Here is an 18,050-nt window from a genome sequence, read left to right as displayed (position 1 = left end):
ACCGACCGGAGCCCGTCATGACTGTTCCTGCTGCTTTTGAGTTTTACCCGGGCACTGTCCCCTTGCTGATCTCCATGCCGCATTCGGGCACCTACGTGCCCTCGGATTTGCTGACGCGTTTCACGGAATCGGCTCGTCAGGTGCCTGATACGGACTGGCATATTCCCCGCCTTTATGAATGCGCGCGCACATTGGGGGCTTCGGTTCTGGCAGCGACCTATTCACGCTTTGTCGTGGACCAGAACCGCCCGCCGGACAATAGCAGCCTGTATCCGGGTCAAAGTGTCACCGGCCTATGTCCAGTGGACATGTTTGACGATGCGCCCATTTATCAGCCCGGCCAGGAGCCGGACGAGCGAGAGGTTGCCCAGCGGCGCGAAACCATCTGGTTGCCTTATCACCAGAAACTGGAAGAAGAGCTCACCCGCCTGCTGGCGCTGCATGGTCGTGTGGTCCTATGGGATGCGCACTCGATTCGTTCGGTAGTGCCGCGTTTTTTTGAAGGCCGCCTGCCCGATCTGAATTTTGGCACCGCCAATGGTCAGAGCTGTGATCCTGCCTTGAGCGAACGTCTGATGAAAACGGCCTTGGCCAACCAGGACTACAGCAGCGTGTTGAATGGCCGTTTCAAAGGTGGCTACATTACTCGCCATTACGGACGTCCTGAACAGAACATCCATGCGGTCCAACTGGAAATGGCGCAGTGCTGTTATATGCAAGAGCAATGGCCTTTTGCCTACAACGAAGAGGCGGCCGGTCGGATCCAGCCCCTGATCGAGGCTTTGCTGCGCGACGCGCTGGCCTTTGCCACGCAAGCGTAAACGCCTTGTCGGCCCCGGCACAGACTGTCCGGGGCGCTACACTATCGCCTTGGCCACGGTGGCCGTAGAGCGATTCATCCATGTCCGACTTTTCCCCCACCCTGTTCGAGAAGCTGTGCTGTCCCTTGGATGGCTTGCCGCTCACATTTGAATCACCCAGCTGGCGTTGCGCCTCGGGTCATTGCTTTGACACCGCCAGTCAGGGCTATATCAATCTCCTGCCGGTACAGAACAAGCGTTCTCGCGATCCGGGCGATAGCAAGGAAATGGTAGCGGCACGCCGTCGCTATCTGGAATCGGGGGTGTATGAACCTATTGCCGCCGGTGTGTGGCGTGCCTTGATGGATGGTCTGGAAGGGGAGGCTCCTTATGCCTGTCTGGATGCGGGCTGTGGTGAAGGCTATTACCCGCGTTACTTGCGTCAGCAGGATCAAGATGGGCAGTTGGCCCTGATTGGTCTGGATATTTCCAAATGGGCCGTTATGGCGGCGGCACGCAGCTCCTCGGACATCCGTTGGCTGGTGGGCAGCAATGCGCAACTGCCAGTGCCCGATGGTGCCTTGGATGCGGTCTTATGCCTGTTTGGGTTTGCCGTGCCCGAGGAATTTTGGCGGGCTTTAAAGCCAGGTGGCATCTGGGTTCAGGTTGAGGCCGGGCCGGAGCATCTGCTGGAGCTGCGTCGCATTATTTATCCGACGCTGAAAGCCGATAAGGAAGAGAATCTGGTGCCCCCGACCGGCTTTAGCCTGGAAACCACCGAACGCGTCCGTGCCCAGATCCGGCTCGACTCACAGGAACAGATTGCAGATCTGCTTTTGATGACACCCCACCTGTTTCGAGCCAGTGCCCAGGGGCGGGAACAAGCGCGTCAATTGACGAGCCTGCCTGTTCAGCTGGATGTGCGTATCAAGGTGCTGCGCCGTCTTTAAGCGCTCTGCTTGTCTGTTTCGTCTACGCCAGGATCGCACAGCTCGACGCGGTTGCGACCATTGCGCTTGGCTTTATACAGGGCTTCGTCCGCCAGTTTCAGGACGGTACTGTGGTCGCGGGCGTGAATCGGCCAGTGGGCCAGCCCGATTGAAATGGTGATGGGCGAGCCCGCAGGACTGCTAGTCTCGCTGATCAGAATGCGCAAGCGCTCGGCCAGTTGCAACGCCTGATCGATATCCTGGTCGGGCAGGAAAATACAGAACTCCTCACCGCCGACCCGGCAGATCAGATCCGTGTCGCGGGTGCAGGCCCGCATGGTGTCGGCCAGAAAGCTCAATACCAGATCGCCGACATCGTGGCCGTAGGTATCGTTGACCCGTTTGAAGTGGTCAATATCCACGGTCAGTACGGAAAAGGGGGTGTCCATTTCCTTCCATTGCTGCAGCACCGTCGTCATGCCGCGCCGGTTGTTCAGACCGGTCAGGGGGTCGGTATTGCGTTCCACATTCATGACGCCCATCTTGCGGTTGACACGTTTCAAACCCAGCAGCATGGCCAGCTTGATCTGGCGGGACTCAAAGTACCAGGCGTGAACCTGGGCAATACGGGAGCTGGCATTGGCCGAATCCAGGTGTGGAGCCTGCCGGGCCAGCTGACGCAGGGGTTTGGCGATCAGCATGGCCAGCATCCAGATCAGAATCTGTACGGCCAGAAAAAAGGGAATGGAGTTGCGCACTACTTTTCCCAGCAAGACGGTCAACTCGTCCAGAACGACTTTTGTGGGGCTTTGTACCACCACCCCCCATTTCACATCGCTGCTGGGGGCGAAACCGGCCAGCATGTCCACGCCCTTGATGTTGCGCAAGGACAAGGCGTCACTTTCGCCCTGGCTGACGGCATCAATGGCCGGATTGCCGTGTATGACTTCGCCAATACGCGCGACATCCCGGTGGAAAATCAGGCGTTTGTGTTGATCAACCACATAGATGTAGGAGCCATCACGGTAAAAATGTTCACCTAGCAGGGTATTGAGGCTATTGGGCTCGTGCAGATAAATAGAGCCGCCCACCAGACCTTTGTAGTTGCCCTGTGCGTCAAAAAGAGGGTGGGACAGAAAAATCAGCAAGCGCCCCGTTGCGGACAGATAGGGCGGGCTAACGACGGGTTTACGCGTTTTCAAGGCCAGTTGAGTGCCTTCGCCGCGCAAGGTTGTGCCCAACAAGCTGAGCTTTTCAGGAGCATTGGCCAGGACCCGTCCCTCGGCATCGAGAATCAGCACCGAGTTAAAACTGTTGTTTTGTTCTTTCAGCCGTTGTACTTCGTCGATCAGTAATTGTTCGTCGATATACCTGGATCGCTCGAGCACGCCAGCGCTATAGCTCAGTTGCTGCAACAGGTTGGCGATAAATGCATCTGTACTGCTGGCCAGTTTCAGCGCGTAGGCGCGGTTTTTTTCCAGAGCTTGCTCGATCAGCAAGGAACGTTCCGCTGAGTAGGCCCCATACAAGGTGTAGCCCATGGTCAGCAGACTGCTGGCAGTAGCCAGCAAGAGAATCAGCCGGCGCAGATCAACAAAAAACATGAGGAAGGGCGAGTGCTCGAAATAAAGGGAGGAAAGGGGGCACAATACAGGCGGGAGGCACCTAAATGATTATACGTAAAGAATGTTTCCGGGTTTGTGTAGGTGTGTCGGAAGGCCACAGGGGGGACGTCACGCGGGGCAGGGGGTGGCGCCAGCGTGTAAGATGTGAAATGGTCTAGACCCATAGACAATTACCCGATGTGTTTTGCTGGCTGGGTGAATTGGGTGGTATCGGCCGGCACTTTTCCATGGAGATCCCGATATGAAAAGCGTAGATAGTTTTAAAGCTTTGCACCAGTTGGATGTCGGCGGGCAGTCCTACGACTACTATCGGTTGGATGCGGTTCGTGGAGATGGTCTGGATGTTGCCAGTCTGCCTTATGGCTTGAAGATCCTGCTGGAAAACTTGCTGCGCACCGAAGATGGTGGGGATGTGACGGCCGATGACATTCGCGCCCTGGCGGCCTGGGACCCGGCTGCCGAGCCTGACCGCGAAATTGCTTTTACCCCCGCTCGCGTCGTGTTGCAGGATTTTACGGGCGTGCCTGCCGTGGTGGATTTGGCTGCCATGCGCGAAGCGATGCAGGCGCTGGGCGGCGACCCGCAAAAAATCAATCCTCTGGCGCCAGTAGAGCTGGTGATTGACCATTCGGTGATCGTGGACGATTTTGGCAAGCCCAGCTCGTTTGAACGCAACGTGCAGATTGAGTACGAACGCAATATGGAGCGTTATCAGTTTCTGCGCTGGGGCCAAAGCGCGTTTAACAATTTCAAGGTCGTTCCCCCCGGTACGGGGATTGTGCATCAGGTCAACCTGGAGCATCTGGCCCGTGTGGTCTTTACACGCGACGAGCAAGGCCGTCAGCTGGCCTATCCCGATACCTGTGTCGGTACGGACTCGCACACGCCCATGGTGAACGGTTTGGGCGTGGTGGCCTGGGGGGTAGGCGGGATTGAGGCTGAAGCGGCCATGTTGGGTCAGCCTATTTCCATGCTGATCCCGCGTGTCGTGGGCTTTAAGCTGACCGGTCAAATGCCCGAAGGCACAACGGCCACGGATCTGGTGCTGACCATCACCGACATGCTGCGCCAGCACGGCGTAGTCGGCAAGTTTGTCGAGTTCTATGGCCCAGGCGTCAGTGCCGTGCCTTTGGCCAATCGTGCCACCATCGGCAATATGAGCCCCGAATACGGCTCCACCATCTCCATGTTCCCGATTGACGAGGAAACACTGCGTTATATGGAGCTGACCGGACGTAGCAAAGAGCAGATCGAGCTGGTGCGTGCCTATGCGCAGGCTCAGGGGCTGTGGCACGACCCCGAGCACGAGCCACGTTATTCCGAACGTCTGGAGCTGGACCTGTCCACGGTGGTGCCCTCGATCGCCGGACCTAAGCGTCCCCAGGACCGTATCGCACTGTCGTCCTCCAAACCGGCCTTCCGTACTGCGGTGCGTGATTTGCTGGGCGATGATGTCGCCACCTACGACGAGGCCGTCGAAGAGAGCTTTCCTGCATCGGACGTGCCCTCGCATAAACCGCCAGCACCCCGGAAAGCGGCGGTGGAGTTCACGCTGGCCGATGGCAGCCCATGCACGCTGGATCATGGCTCGGTCGTTATTGCTGCGATTACTTCATGTACCAACACCTCTAACCCCAGCGTCATGATGGCGGCGGGGCTGCTGGCCAAGAAGGCCGTGGAAAAGGGCCTGAGCCGCAAGCCTTGGGTGAAAACCAGTCTGGCTCCGGGGTCGCGCGTGGTCACGGATTACTACCAGCGTGCAGGTCTGACCCCTTATCTGGACAAGCTGGGCTTTGATCTGGTTGGCTACGGTTGCACCACATGTATCGGTAACTCCGGTCCCTTGATTCCGGAAGTCAGCCAGGCCATTAATCAGAACGATCTGGCGGTGGTGTCCACGCTGTCCGGCAATCGTAACTTCGAAGGGCGCATTCACCCCGAAGTGAAAATGAACTACCTGATGTCGCCCCCGCTGGTGGTGGCTTATGCCCTGGCCGGCACCATGGATATCGACCTGTACCACGAACCGTTGGGGCAGGGCAGCGATGGTCAGGACGTCTATCTGAAAGACATCTGGCCTTCCGCGGCGGAAGTACAGGAGGTGATTGGCAAAGCCATTGCCTCCGAGATGTACCGTGACGGCTACGCGGATGTATTTGCCGGTGATGAGCGCTGGCGCTCCCTGCCTACGCCCAAAGGGGATCGTTTCGAGTGGCAGGACGATTCCACCTACGTGCGAAAACCGCCTTATTTCATTGACCTGAAGCGTGAGCCCAGCCCTGTGGCGGACATACGGGGGGCCCGCGTACTGGCCAAGCTGGGCGATTCGGTGACGACAGACCATATCAGCCCTGCCGGTTCCATTGCCCGCACGTCGCCGGCTGCCACTTACCTGATGGACCACGGTGTCAAACCCCAGGATTTCAACTCCTATGGCTCTCGTCGCGGCAACCATGAGGTCATGATTCGCGGCACGTTTGCCAATGTGCGTTTGCGTAATCAACTGGCACCTGGCACAGAAGGCGGTTATACGCGCGACTTTACGCAGGACGGCGCGCCGGTAGCCACGATTTACGATGCCTCGCGTCATTACCTCAATGCCGGTGTTCCGCTGGTGATTCTGGCGGGCAAGGAATACGGCTCGGGTTCTTCTCGTGACTGGGCGGCCAAGGGCACCGTGCTTTTGGGCGTGCGTGCGGTGATTGCCGAATCCTACGAGCGCATTCACCGCAGTAACCTGTTGGGGATGGGGGTGATGCCCTTGCAGTTCCTGGCTGGTCAAAATGCTGCCACGCTGGGTCTGACCGGGGATGAGGTGTTTGATATTGAAGGCATCACGGCGCTGAACCAGGACCGCATTCCGGAAAAAGTCACTGTGCGGGCCGGTGATATCGAGTTCGAGGCGCTGGTTCGAATCGATACGCCCAGCGAAGCGCATTACTACCGTCATGGGGGTATCATGCAATACGTTTTGCGAGGCTTGCTAAAGGCATAAGCGCTGCGGCAGGCCAGAGCGTGTTGTGATACGCCAGCAGGTGCGCCAGTGACTTGAGGGGACTGGCGCACTGGTGGATGAGAGGGCCGGCATGTCTGCCGGCTTTTTTGCTTGGATAAAGAAAAAATGACACATACCCAGGAAGCTTCTTGGTCTGAGTTACTGTCGGGCCGCAATGGCTTGCGCTCCTTGGCCCTGGCCGGAGGGGTGGCTGTTCATGCCATTAACGTATACGTGGCCACCACCATTCTTCCTTCGGTCGTGGAGGATATTGGCGGGCTGGAGTACTACGCCTGGAATACCACGTTGTTTGTGGTGGCCTCGATTCTGGGCTCGGCCCTGTCACCGCAGGTTCTGGAGAAGTGGGGCCTGCGACACAGCTTTCTGATGTCGCTGTTGTTTTTTGCCATTGGCACGACCTTGTGCGCGGCAGCGCCCTCCATGCTGTTTTTGCTGTTTGCCCGCACGATTCAGGGTTTAGGGGGCGGCTTGCTGCTGGGTCTGAGCTATTCCTCCATCCGGCTGGTGTTTGAGGAGCGGCTCTGGCCGCGTGTCATGGCCCTGGTCTCCAGCATGTGGGGGGTGGCTACCCTGTCGGGCCCGGCCATTGGCGGCGTTTTTGCCCAGATGGGACAGTGGCGTCTGGCCTTCTGGAGTGTCTTGCCCTGTGCGGCCTTGCTGGCGGTGCTGGTCTGGACACAGCTGCGCGATGCGCGGGCTCCAGAATCACGACAATCAGGCTCGACCCTGGGCAAGGTATTGTTGTTGACGGCTTCGGTGCTGGTAATGTCGGCGGGCAGCTTGTCCACCTCCTGGGTGATCAATCTGGCCGGTGTGGCGGGCGGTGCTGCCTTGGTTTACGGGATGGCACGCTCAGACCGTCAATCTACCAGTCGTCTGTTTCCCCAAGGCACCTATTCGATTCGTACTGCTTTGGGCAGTCTCTATGCCGGTATTGGTCTGGTCAGCGTGGCCGTAGCGACCGAAATCTTCATTCCGTATTTCCTGCAGATCATTCACCACATGAGTCCCCTGAAGGCGGGCTATCTGACCGCCTTGATGTCAGGGGGATGGACCTTGGGGTCGATTGCCAGCTCCAGCCGTGGGCTGGAAACCGGCGACAGACTGATTATTGTCGGGCCGGTGCTCTCGGGCCTGTCCCTGGCTGCTTTGGGAGTCCTCATCCCATGGGTGGGCTTGAGTGAGGGGACAGACTATTCCTGGGCCCTGTATCTGGCTTTGCTGGGCGTGGGGGTAGGGATTGGGCTGGCCTGGCCGCACTTGTTGACGCGGGTTTTTCATTCGGCCCCCAAGGGGCAGGAGAATATCGCCTCGGCCGCCATTACCACCTTGCAGTTGTACACGATGGCATTGGGGGCGGCCTTGGCAGGGATAATTACCACGGCAACCGGGTTTGTGGACCCTGGCGGCATGCAGGGCGCGCGTCAGTCGGCACAGGCCTTGCTGTGGTTGTTTGCCCTGGCGCCCCTTTTAGCTGCCTTTCTGTCCGGACCGGCGCGCCGTGTGCGTCCTGGCGCTTAGTCCTGGACGGTGCTTTTGGGCAGGCGAAACAGTTCCGGGTCTGGGCCAAGACGGCCATCGGGCCGGTCCAGACTGGCGATATCGGCCATATCCTGTTCGCTTAGCTCGAAGCTGAAGATGTCCATATTGGCGCGCTGACGCTCGGGGGAGTTGGACTTGGTAATCACCATATTGCCCAGTTGAATCTGCCAGCGCAGCATGACTTGAGCCACGGAACGGCCATGCTGCTTGGCAATCTTGTTCAGCACCGGGTTGTCCCACAGCGTGCCCAGCCCCAGGGGGCTCCAGGCTTGAGTCTGAATGGCATGATCTTCATGATAGTGGCGCGATTCAGCCTGCTGGAAACCGGGGTGCAGTTCGATCTGGTTCAATACGGGCAGAACGCCGGTCTTGTCCAGCAGGGTTTGCAGGTGCTGCGGCAGAAAATTGCATACCCCAATCGATTTCACACGGCCCTCGTTGCGCAGATTGATCAGCGTCTCCCAGGTCTGGATGTACTGGCGGTTTTTGGGCACGGGCCAGTGAATCAGGTACAGATCTACATAATCGAGCTGCAGCTTGTCCATGCTTTCCTCAAAGCCTGCACGGGTATTGTCGTGGCCATGCATGTCATTCCACAGCTTGGTGGTCACAAACAGCTCTTCGCGGGGCACCTTGGACTGGCGAATCCCTTGGCCGACTTCGGCTTCGTTGCCGTAAATGGCGGCAGTATCGATCAGGCGGTAGCCCGCTTCGATGCCACTGCACACCACATCGGCCGTTTGCTCGGCAGGTACCTGCCAGACGCCCAGGCCCAGTTGCGGGGCGCGGTTATCATCATGGAAGATGATTGTTGGGGGGGTAGTCGACATGGGTCTCTCCTCGGTTGAGTGCACGGCAAAACAGCCTGGATACGACTGATGAAACCACCGCGCATTGGGAACAATCGGGTTCTAGAGTACAAGCGCTGACTCTGTAAAAGTCCTTAAAAGGACCGGAATCCGCATGGGGTGGACACGCGAGGCTTGTACGCAGGCAGGAAATTAGCTTATTGTTTTTTGTCCTGCGGCGATTATAGAGGCGTCGACTGGTTTTTTTCTTAAGATGTTGCAATCTGCATCATTCACAATCCTATATAAGCAATCCTATATAAGCGTTTGCGCTATGGGATTCCAGCTGGAGTAAGTATGAGCGTACATACCACGCAGGTTCGCGTTAGCGTTCCCACTTTGATCGCCTGCAAGGGCAAACAAAAAATTGCTGCCTTGACTGCGTACATCGCGCCCGTTGCACGGATGCTGGACGAGCACCTGGACATGATTCTGGTGGGTGACTCGACCGCCATGGTGGGCTATGCGATGCCTGACACCTTAAGCATTACGGTCGATATGATGGCTGCCCATGCAGCGGCAGTGGTGCGCGCGACGCAGCATGCTTGCATTGTCGTGGATATGCCGTTTGGCAGCTATCAGGAATCACCCCAGCAGGCTTTTGCCAATGCCTCGCGCATGCTGGCGGCCAGCGGTGCGCAGGCGGTCAAGCTCGAAGGTGGGCATGTCATGGCGGAAACCACCCGTTTCTTGGTGGAGCGGGGTGTTCCGGTGCTGGCGCACGTCGGCCTGATGCCTCAGTACGTCAATACCATGGGCGGCTATAAGGCGCAGGGGATGACCGATGCCGCTGCACAGCGTGTTCTGGAAGATGCGGTCGCCCACGCCCAGGCCGGAGCCTGGGGAGTCGTGCTGGAAGGTGTGGCGGAAAGTTTGGGTCGCCGCATTACGGAAAGTATTGCGATTCCCACCATCGGCATTGGCGCCTCGCCCGCCTGCGATGGACAAGTCCTGGTGACTGAGGACATTCTGGGCCTGACCAATGGCAAGATTCCCAAGTTCGCCAAACCGTATGCGGATGTGGGGGCCTTGATCTCGCAAGCGGCCGCCCAATACGCGGCCGAAGTGCGGGATGGGACTTTCCCTACGCTCGATCAATGTTTCGGTGTTAAACGCTAGTCCGGCCAACTATTCCGCACTAGAATATTCCATGTTGATAAATGCGGCATTCACATAGAACGACATGGAAATTCGCCAATTAGAAGCTTTTGCAGCTGTGATGTCCGCAGGCAGTGTGACTGCTGCCGGTCGACTGTTGGATCGCTCACAGCCTGTAGTCAGCCGTCAGATCCAGGAGCTGGAGCAGGAGTTGGGCTTCCGGCTCTTTACCCGTACCCGCCCGCAGGTCACCCTGACGGAACAGGGACGGGAGTTTTATCTGGAAGCCCGGCCTGTGCTGATGAACCTGGAAGTGCTGCAAAGCCGTGCGCTGGAAATCGCCCGCGGGGGACTGCGGCCCCTGCGTATCGTGGCCACTCATGCCATGGCGATGGGTTTGTTGCCTCAGGTCTTGGGCATCATGGAGCAGCACGATCCGGCCTTCAAGCAAAAGCTGATGATTGATACCGTCAAGCCGGAGGAAGTTGTTCAAGCCATCGACGAAGGGCGGGCCGATCTGGCCGTGACCAGCCTGCCTTTGGATATTGATGGCTGTACCCTGCATTGGTCAGGGCAAAGCCCCTGTTTGCTGGGCATGGCGGTGAACCATGCATTGGCCAGTCAAGACCTGGTCCGGCTCAGCGATATTCAGGGCACTCCCCTGATTTCCGTTCAGAATCGTCATCGCTTACGCCATACCCTGGCGACCGCTTTGTTGCGTGCCAGTCCGGAGGCTCCCGAAGATATTCGTCATATTGAGGTGGCGTCCTCGCTGGAAGGACTGGTGCTGGCCAGCCAAGGGGTGGGAGTGTCCCTGATTGATCCGTTCACTGCACATGGCCTGCCTCTGCCCAACGTCGTGCTGCGCCCGATTGATATTCACGTGCCCTACATGGTTGGTGTGGTGTCTTTGCGGTCGCGGGAGTTGCGCCCCGATGCACAGCGCCTGGTTGAAGCCATGCGGCAATATGTGCTGCAGTTCATCCCGCGTTTTGTGCTGGGGGACGATACGGGCCTGCCAAGCACGCAGGACCCCTTTGATTCGCTGTAATCAGCTGCGTAGCGCGGGCAGGCAGATCCGCCTGCTGCGCGTCCGGCTGCCATGGCATTAGCAAGCCATCGCGTACAACAACGCTTTCAGCTTCATGCCCAGACCGACCTTAGCCTTCACCCAACGCTGGCGTTGTAGTGAAGGGCATGCGGCGAAACTGGCGATGTAGCGCGTCGGCGGCGGCCGTGTCTGCCCCGTGTTCCCTCATGTGCTTGCGGTAGAGGTGACTGGCAGCGATGCAACAAGCGCGTGTGTTGCTGCGCCCAAGCGGGTGTCGGGACGAGCCTGGTCAAAAATGACATCGAAGTGATTGCGTCCTGGCATTTCGATGGGCGGCAGATATTGGGCGCCCTGTGCTTTCAGCAAGTCAGCAAACGCTTGGCTCTGGCGCTTAAACTCCGAGGTTTCGATTTCTCCCCAGCCGATGAGGGTGGGCGGAAAACCTGTCAGATCAAGCAACTGGGGGCTGACCGCCCGTGCGCTTGCCGCGTCCAGGGACAGTGCATCATTGATGCTGGTGCCTATCAAGGGTTGAAGGTCGTAAATGCCAGACACCAACACGGCCGCTGCCGGCGTTCCCAAAGGCAAATCAGCATCATCCTCCCACCCACGCAGACAGCACATGGCTGCCAGATGCGCGCCGGCAGAACTGCCGGAAACGACCATGCGTTGCGGGTCAAAGCCCAGTTTGTTGCCATGTTGATGCAGCCAGCGCAGTGCCTTGCGGCATTCCAGCACCATGTCATGGACGCAGGCTTGTGGTGCCAAGGTGTAATCAAGGGCGGCAAAGGCGATGCCAGCTGCCGTGCAGTCTGGGGCCGAGAACAAGGAGGATGCTTTGGAAAGCTCCTGCCAGTAGCCGCCATGTATAAATAGCAGCAGGGGCGGGAGCGATTCCGAGTGCGTGCCCGCAGGCAGAAAGAGGTCGAGCTTATGCGCAGCAGCGTCGCCATAAGCGAGCTCGACATGGTGGGCACTGCCGACCAGAGCGGCTTTGCTCAGTGTGGCGTACTGCTCAATGTACGGCGCATAGTTGCCACCGATACAAGAGCTGGGCGAGTATTCACGCTCGCGCTCTTGCGGCGAAAAAACGGGGTTGGGTATCTGTGTCACAGCGCAGTCCGCACAGTCCAGATTTCGGGGAACAACACGACATCCAGCATTTTGCGCAGGTAGCTGACCCCTCCCGTCCCACCTGTGCCGCGCTTGAAGCCGATAACGCGTTCAACCGTGGTGACATGACGGAAACGCCAAAGCCGGAAGGCGTCTTCAATGTCGGTCAGTTTCTCACCGAGCTGGTACAGATCCCAATGCGCATGAGGGTCACGGTAAACCTGTAACCAGGCGGCTTCCACTTCCGCATTGGCCAGGTAGGGCTGTGTCCAGTCGCGGTCTAGGTAGTTGGCGGGGATAGCAAAGCCCTGACGGGCCAATAGTCGCAATGACTCGTCATAAAGCGAGGGGGCGCGATAGGCAGCATCGACCTGGCGGAGCAGATCCGGCCGGTGTGCATGCGGTTTGAGCATGGCGGCGTTCTTGTTGCCCAGGGCAAACTCAATGCAGCGATACTGCGCGCTTTGAAAGCCGCTGGAGCTGGCCAGATAGGGCCGCATGGCGGTGTACTCCGGCGGGGTCATGGTCGAGAGCACGGTCCAGGCGCTAACCAACTGCTCCATGATGCGCGAGACACGTGCCAGCATCTTGAAGCTGTCGGCATAGCGGTCGGCAGCGACCGCTGCGGTAGCGGCGTTCAGTTCGTGCAGCATCAGTTTCATCCAGAGCTCGCTGGTCTGATGCTGAATGATGAACAGCATTTCATCGTGGGCGGGCGAGAGCGGGTGCTGGGCGCCGAGGACCTCATCCAGATGCAGGTAGTCGCCGTAGCTCATGGACTGGCTGAAATCCAACTGCGCTTTTTCTTCCGCAACAATGCGTTCTGTCTCGCCGACTCCCTTGTCAGCCGATGCGTTGGAGGCATTCATGTGTTCTGTTCCCGGTATGTTAATAATGACCCGAGCGACAGTGTGATCAAGTCGCCTGAGTCGGTAGAAAACCAAAGTCGCGTTGCGCGCCAGGGGGAGTGGGCCCCGCATCATGCCCGAAGGTCTCCATCAGCGGCAGGATGCGCTTACCCGAACAAGCGGGCTTAGGGGCAGAGACGCAAAGTGTCTGTGGTTTCATTATTTCATCCCACTTAGATTTATGCGTTGATCTTATTTATTTAAGAGGGTTGCGCCAAGCGGTTTTTTATACAAGCATAATTTTTTCAGTAAAAATTAAAAAACAGGTTTTTTTATGCATATAGAACTGGATGAGGTGGACTACCTTTTGTTGGCCGAGCTGCAGGCAAACGCCAGGCTTACCACGAGCGAGCTGGCGCAAAAGGTGGGGATATCCCAATCGCCTTGCTGGCGTCGGATTCGGCGCATGGAAGAGGCGGGACTTATTGCCGGCTATCAGGCGCGGCTGGACCGTCGTGGCCTGGGTTACGGGGTGGTGGCGTTTGTCAGTATCAGTGTCGACTTTCAGAACGAAGCGCGTTCGGTGCAGTTTGTGGAGGCGGTACGCGACATACCGGAGGTGGTGATGTGCCATGGCATTGCCGGACCGGCTGACTTTTTGCTCATGGTGGTGGCCAAAGACCTGGATAGCTACTCGGAGCTGCTGCAGCGCAAGCTGCATCGCCTGCCTGGGGTTCGGCAGGCGCAGACCAGCTTTTCCCTGCAGGAATTCAAAGGACTTAACGAGCTGCCGATTCCGTTATTGACGCGCCCCTCGGTCTGAGGCCCGCCCCCCCCCCCCCCCCCTTATCGAGACAAGCCTGTCTGCCCATTTTGCCTGTTCTGCCTGCTTGGGCGATGCGCCTCTGGCCGGATGCCGCATTTTCAGGCATATACTTGACGCTTAAATAATTAACTTGAATCGGGCGTGAAAGCTCGACCTTACGTGGGAGGCAGCCTGCATCATGCGGCTCAATGTTCAGGATTTCCAGCTAGCGGCCCGGCGCCGTCTGCCCGGTTTTGTGTATGACTATGTTGCCGGCGGGGCAGAGGATGAGCTGTGTCTGGCTCGTAATCAAGCGGATTTGCAGACGATGACCTTATCGCCGCGCAGTTTGCGGGACACATCGGCCATCTCGACCAGCATAGAGGTTTTTGGACGGCGGTGGTCGGCTCCTTTTGGGGTGGCGCCGGTGGGCCTGATTGATGTGGTGCGTCCTGGCGGGGACGTGCTGGCAGCGCGCGCCGCTGGCAAGGCAGGCTTGCCCTACATTTTGTCTACGGCCTCCAACAGCGCCCTGGAACACGTGCGAGAGGCTTGTGACGGGCCGTGCTGGATGCAGTTATATGTCATGCAAGACAGGGGGATGGCCAATTCCATTTTGGATCGTGCTCGTCAAGCTGGTTTTGAGGCGCTGGTGTTGACGGTAGACGTGCCGGTCGGTGGGTACCGGGAAAAAGATATACGTCATGGCTTTAAGCTACCTTTTCGCCCGGGGCCCCGCTTACTGCTGGATATGGCTTTGCAGCCACGTTGGTTGTGGCGGCAGGCATTAGCCGGACAGCCCCAGTTCGTCAATCTGATGCCGACGGAAGGGGCCAGCTCCGCCCAGGCGCAGGCAGCCCTGTTGGCTAGAAGCATGGACCGCAGCCTGGTGTGGAGCGACGTAGCGTGGCTGCGCTCCAAATGGGATGGCCCTGTACTGGTCAAAGGCGTGCTACATCCAGAAGACGCGCGTCAGGCGCTGCGTCATGGTGTGGATGGCTTGATTGTCTCCAATCACGGTGGCCGCCAATTGGACTGTGCGCCATCCACAATCAGTGTGCTCCCGCAGATCATGGCGATCGTCAACTCGCAGATCCCGGTGTTCATCGACAGTGGTTTCCGGCGGGGTTCGGATGTTGCCAAAGCGCTTGCCTGCGGCGCGACGGGCGCTTTTTTTGGCCGAGCCATTGCCTACGGCTTGGCCCAAAATGGTGAGCAAGGGGTTGCGACCGTGCTCAGCCTGCTGACTCAGGAGCTGGAGCGAACCATGACATTGCTGGGAGCGGGGTGTCCCGCGGATCTGGCCGAGTGTCTGGTCCCGACGGCAGAGTAAGGCAGGATAGGGCGGCATACAGGAATCACTGCCGATTCACCTCGAGAAGTTTGTTTTCCTGGCGAAAGTTGGTCACCACAGTCAGGTCTTGTTTGCGGAAGATCTCCTGCCCAAGCAGCCAGAGAATACCGAGCATGCCCCCTGATAAGCCCCCCAGAACGACAATTAACGCACGCATAGGCTTGTCACGCTTTAACGGAAGGGTGGGAGCACGTTGAGTGAAATATAAAAGGCTGTTGATTTTATAGTGTCGCAGCGGTTCTAGTTGCTCGAGCTCACGCTTGATCTCAAAGTAATTAGGCGGGTAAATAATAGGTGATCTGGCCCAGGTCTCCAGCTCCGCACTCAGGTACTTTTCACCGAGCATGAATAGACGTTTGCTATCGCTAAGCTCAATGACCGTGGCCCCTTCCGTCTGTCTGGCAACGATATAGTCCTTGATGCCGGCAAGTTTGGCTGTATGCAGGGCGGCCTCCAGATTTTCAATGCTGTGCTGGCGGTCCGTCATCAGCTTGAATTCAATGTTGTGAAGATCCGTTTGTCGAGACAGTATCTGGGCATTGAGCTGGTCGTTGAATTCTTTATCGACTTGTTCAAATGCCAGTGCGTTTACCCAGTCCAGATAGCCGTTCAGCACTTCCTGGGCCTGCTCTGCGCTGGTCGCACTAAAGGAGAACCTGTAATAGGGCGCAATGACATCATGCTCAGGGGCCTTGATCTTGAGCTGATCTACCAGTTCCAGCAGTAAGAGTCGGTCGGCTCTCTGGTCGCCTGTCAGCTGTTGTTTGTAGTAATCGGTCTCACTCAGGTAGGCCCATTGGTTTCTGGAAATGGCAGCTTGTGTGACAAATGCACTAAATAGCAAGGAGCTCAGTGCGTGCGTGTCAATGGTCTGGTTGCCTGTCACTCGCGCCATGGCGCGACGTTGGTCCAGGTAAGCGCTGATTTGTTCTACGCGTGGTGCGCTGACGTACGCCACGGATGTCCATTGTTCTTTGGCAACAAGGGCATAAATGGTGGCTAGTACGACACCGGCGAAGAAGAAACGCAGAAATAGGGCGCGCTTTTCCCAAAACCTTCGAAGAAGCTGTACCAGATCTAGCTGGCCGTTATGTTGAGTGCTGCGTGCGTGGAGTTCTGACATTAGAAAGCAATCCTGGACTGTTTAACATTAGAAGCATTCACTGCTTTAAATTTATATAAAGGCGAACCTAATGAGGACCTATGGATGAACTTGCTATCAATAGCAGTAGGTTTTATTAGGGGTACAAACAGATGAAAAGAATGTTATTCCTATAGAGCGTGCTGCATGCTGCCTGAAATAGCCGGTCCCCTTTTCCTAAGCAAAAATAGCGGGGCTGGGTGTGGGTCAAGCCTGGCATTTTTTTGCTTGTGAGTTTTGATGGGGATTCTTAAGTGGCTGATAGTAAAGGTTTAAAACGTAGCGGTTTGAATGTCGAGACAGCAGAACAAGTAGGGCTTAAGAGCAGCAAGATGAGCTCTGTGTACTGAATCGAGAAAAGCATTGCTGGGATGAGGACGTAAGAAACTTTCACTAAGATTCCCAGAGGTTATTTTGAGATCTGTGAATTAATCAATAAGGACGCTATTTTTGCGTGATTGAATAATAACTCACCGTGCAAAAAAGTTGCATAAAAAAAGGGCCACCATTTCTGGTGACCCTTTTTATGCGGTAAACCGCTGATATTCGTGGTGCCGGCTAAAGGAGTTGAACCCTCGACCTTCGCATTACAAGTGCGCTGCTCTACCAACTGAGCTAAGCCGGCGAATTGATGATTATAGCCGTATTTTTTCCAAAGAAGCAATCACCAGGCACAGATTGCTAGGAGCCGAAGTGTGAAAACGGGGTGCATAGATAGGTTCTGGTTATAAGGGCATGATGAAAATGTCGTTTTAAATGCCTTTTTCCCTACTCATAATTTGATCTATCCAAGCTGTGCTTATATAGATAGCACGCGATTGAACATGAATGCCGCGCCTGGAAGGTTGCGTCAGGGAACTGTGGGGAACACCATGAAATTGAAGTCTGTTGTTGGCTCTGCCTTGTTGTTGGCCTCGTTGTTGGGAGGTACAGCCAGTGCCCAGGTTACGTTGTTGAACGCCTCGTTTGACGTGGCGCGCGAAACCTTTGCGGCGATCAACCCCAAGTTTGTCGAGCACTGGAAAGCGACTACAGGCCAAGACATCAAGATTGACCAGTCCTTTGCCGGTACTTCCCGTCAGGCCCAGGATATTATCCAGGGTAAGAAAGTGGACACGGTTACGTTCAATCAAGTCACTGACATCGAGTTTTTGGCCGAGCGCGGCGCAGTAGCCAAGGATTGGGCCCAGCAGTTCCCCAACAACAGCTCCCCTTACTACAGCACCATCGCCTTTTTGGTGCGCAAGGGCAATCCCAAGAACATTCAGTCTTGGGATGATCTGGTGCGCGATGATGTGAAACTGGTATTCCCTAACCCCAAGACCTCGGGCAATGCACGCTATACCTATCTGGCTTCCTGGCTGTATGCCAACGAGGCGTTCGGTGGCGATGAGGCCAAGATCAAGCAGTTCGTGGCCAAGGTGTTGGGCAATGTAGAGAGTTTTCCCACTGGCGGTCGGGGTGCGACTGTGGCTTTCGCCCAGAACGGCTAGGGCGATGTGCTGCTGACTTTTGAGTCCGAAGTGCTCAACATTGCTGGCAGCGAAGAGTTCAAGGGCAGCGAGCTGGAAGTGGTGGTGCCTCCTGTCAGTGTTCTGGCCGAGTTTCCCGTGGCGGTGGTTGATCGAGTAGTGGATCAGAAAGGCACGCGCAAGGAAGCGACCGAGTACCTGAAGTTTCAGTACACCCCCGAAATTCAGCGCTTGCTGGCCGGCTTTAACTATCGGGTGACGGACCCGGCGGTTGCCAAGGAATTCGAATCCAAATATGCGCCCGTCAAGCTGATCAATCCCACCGACGTTCTGGGCCCCTGGACTGAGATTCAAAGCCGTCACTTTGCCGCTAACGGGGTATTGGATCAGTTGCTGGCGAAATAATTC

At 57.0% G+C, this 18,050-nt stretch carries 13 protein-coding genes, 1 tRNA gene and 1 pseudogene; 9 read left to right on the top strand and 6 right to left on the bottom strand.

Features of this window, described 5'->3' with window-relative positions; genetic code table 11:
- Positions 1–17 precede the first annotated feature (17 nt).
- Positions 18–821, top strand: a complete 804-nt coding sequence (gene hutG, locus V6936_RS13090) for an N-formylglutamate deformylase (protein WP_059318122.1) — start codon at positions 18–20, stop codon at positions 819–821.
- Between the two features lie 80 nt (positions 822–901).
- A complete protein-coding gene (locus V6936_RS13085) occupies positions 902–1,750 on the top strand; it encodes a putative RNA methyltransferase (RefSeq protein WP_336579979.1) in 849 nt (282 codons plus the stop codon).
- Here V6936_RS13085 and V6936_RS13080 read toward each other — a convergent pair.
- A complete protein-coding gene (locus tag V6936_RS13080) occupies positions 1,747–3,333 on the bottom strand; it encodes a sensor domain-containing diguanylate cyclase (RefSeq protein ID WP_235587666.1) in 1,587 nt (528 codons plus the stop codon). The genes V6936_RS13085 and V6936_RS13080 overlap by 4 nt on opposite strands.
- Positions 3,334–3,595: 262 nt before the next feature.
- Here V6936_RS13080 and acnA point away from each other — a divergent pair, with 262 nt between their 5' ends.
- Positions 3,596–6,349, top strand: a complete 2,754-nt coding sequence (acnA, locus tag V6936_RS13075; RefSeq protein WP_131071047.1) for an aconitate hydratase AcnA — start codon at positions 3,596–3,598, stop codon at positions 6,347–6,349.
- 126 nt (positions 6,350–6,475) lie between these two features.
- Complete coding sequence (locus V6936_RS13070) at positions 6,476–7,891, top strand: MFS transporter (RefSeq protein ID WP_003805667.1); 1,416 nt, start codon at positions 6,476–6,478, stop codon at positions 7,889–7,891.
- On the opposite strand, the gene V6936_RS13065 is transcribed toward V6936_RS13070, so the two are convergent.
- Complete coding sequence (locus V6936_RS13065; RefSeq protein WP_336579978.1) at positions 7,888–8,742, bottom strand: aldo/keto reductase; 855 nt, start codon at positions 8,740–8,742, stop codon at positions 7,888–7,890. The two genes, V6936_RS13070 and V6936_RS13065, sit on opposite strands and share 4 nt — an antisense overlap.
- A gap of 315 nt (positions 8,743–9,057) precedes the next feature.
- Between V6936_RS13065 and panB the strand changes: the two genes are divergently transcribed.
- Positions 9,058–9,879 carry a 3-methyl-2-oxobutanoate hydroxymethyltransferase gene (gene panB, locus V6936_RS13060; RefSeq protein ID WP_003805671.1) on the top strand — a complete coding sequence of 274 codons (822 nt, stop codon included), beginning with the start codon at positions 9,058–9,060 and terminating at the stop codon, positions 9,877–9,879.
- A 64-nt stretch (positions 9,880–9,943) separates the two neighbouring features.
- A complete protein-coding gene (locus V6936_RS13055; RefSeq protein WP_003805673.1) occupies positions 9,944–10,909 on the top strand; it encodes a LysR family transcriptional regulator in 966 nt (321 codons plus the stop codon).
- Between the two features lie 204 nt (positions 10,910–11,113).
- Here V6936_RS13055 and V6936_RS13050 read toward each other — a convergent pair whose 3' ends face one another.
- Both V6936_RS13050 and kynA read right to left on the bottom strand, forming a co-directional pair.
- A complete protein-coding gene (locus V6936_RS13050; protein ID WP_336579977.1) occupies positions 11,114–12,022 on the bottom strand; it encodes an alpha/beta hydrolase in 909 nt (302 codons plus the stop codon).
- Positions 12,019–12,891, bottom strand: coding sequence for a tryptophan 2,3-dioxygenase (gene kynA, locus V6936_RS13045; protein ID WP_003805677.1), 873 nt, complete (start codon positions 12,889–12,891; stop codon positions 12,019–12,021). Before kynA ends, V6936_RS13050 begins: the two co-directional genes overlap by 4 nt.
- 313 nt (positions 12,892–13,204) lie before the next feature.
- Here kynA and V6936_RS13040 point away from each other — a divergent pair, with 313 nt between their 5' ends.
- Both V6936_RS13040 and V6936_RS13035 read left to right on the top strand, forming a co-directional pair.
- Positions 13,205–13,693, top strand: coding sequence for an Lrp/AsnC family transcriptional regulator (locus V6936_RS13040; protein WP_003805681.1), 489 nt, complete (start codon positions 13,205–13,207; stop codon positions 13,691–13,693).
- A gap of 181 nt (positions 13,694–13,874) precedes the next feature.
- On the top strand, positions 13,875–15,008 hold the full coding sequence (locus V6936_RS13035; protein ID WP_003805383.1) for an alpha-hydroxy acid oxidase: 1,134 nt from the start codon (positions 13,875–13,877) through the stop codon (positions 15,006–15,008).
- A 25-nt stretch (positions 15,009–15,033) separates the two neighbouring features.
- Here V6936_RS13035 and V6936_RS13030 read toward each other — a convergent pair whose 3' ends face one another.
- Together V6936_RS13030 and V6936_RS13025 are read right to left on the bottom strand one after the other, a co-directional pair.
- Positions 15,034–16,152 carry an LPS O-antigen chain length determinant protein WzzB gene (locus V6936_RS13030; RefSeq protein WP_003805384.1) on the bottom strand — a complete coding sequence of 373 codons (1,119 nt, stop codon included), beginning with the start codon at positions 16,150–16,152 and terminating at the stop codon, positions 15,034–15,036.
- 567 nt (positions 16,153–16,719) lie between these two features.
- Positions 16,720–16,795, bottom strand: a tRNA-Thr gene (locus V6936_RS13025).
- A 247-nt stretch (positions 16,796–17,042) separates the two neighbouring features.
- Between V6936_RS13025 and cysP the strand changes: the two are divergent.
- Positions 17,043–18,047 (top strand): annotated as a pseudogene (gene cysP / locus V6936_RS13020) (thiosulfate ABC transporter substrate-binding protein CysP).
- The last annotated feature ends 3 nt before the right edge of the window (positions 18,048–18,050 follow it).

The organism is Alcaligenes sp. CHO6, from assembly GCF_037120595.1.
GTDB lineage: Bacteria > Pseudomonadota > Gammaproteobacteria > Burkholderiales > Burkholderiaceae_B > Alcaligenes > Alcaligenes ammonioxydans.
This window is presented reverse-complemented; position numbering and strand designations above follow the sequence as displayed.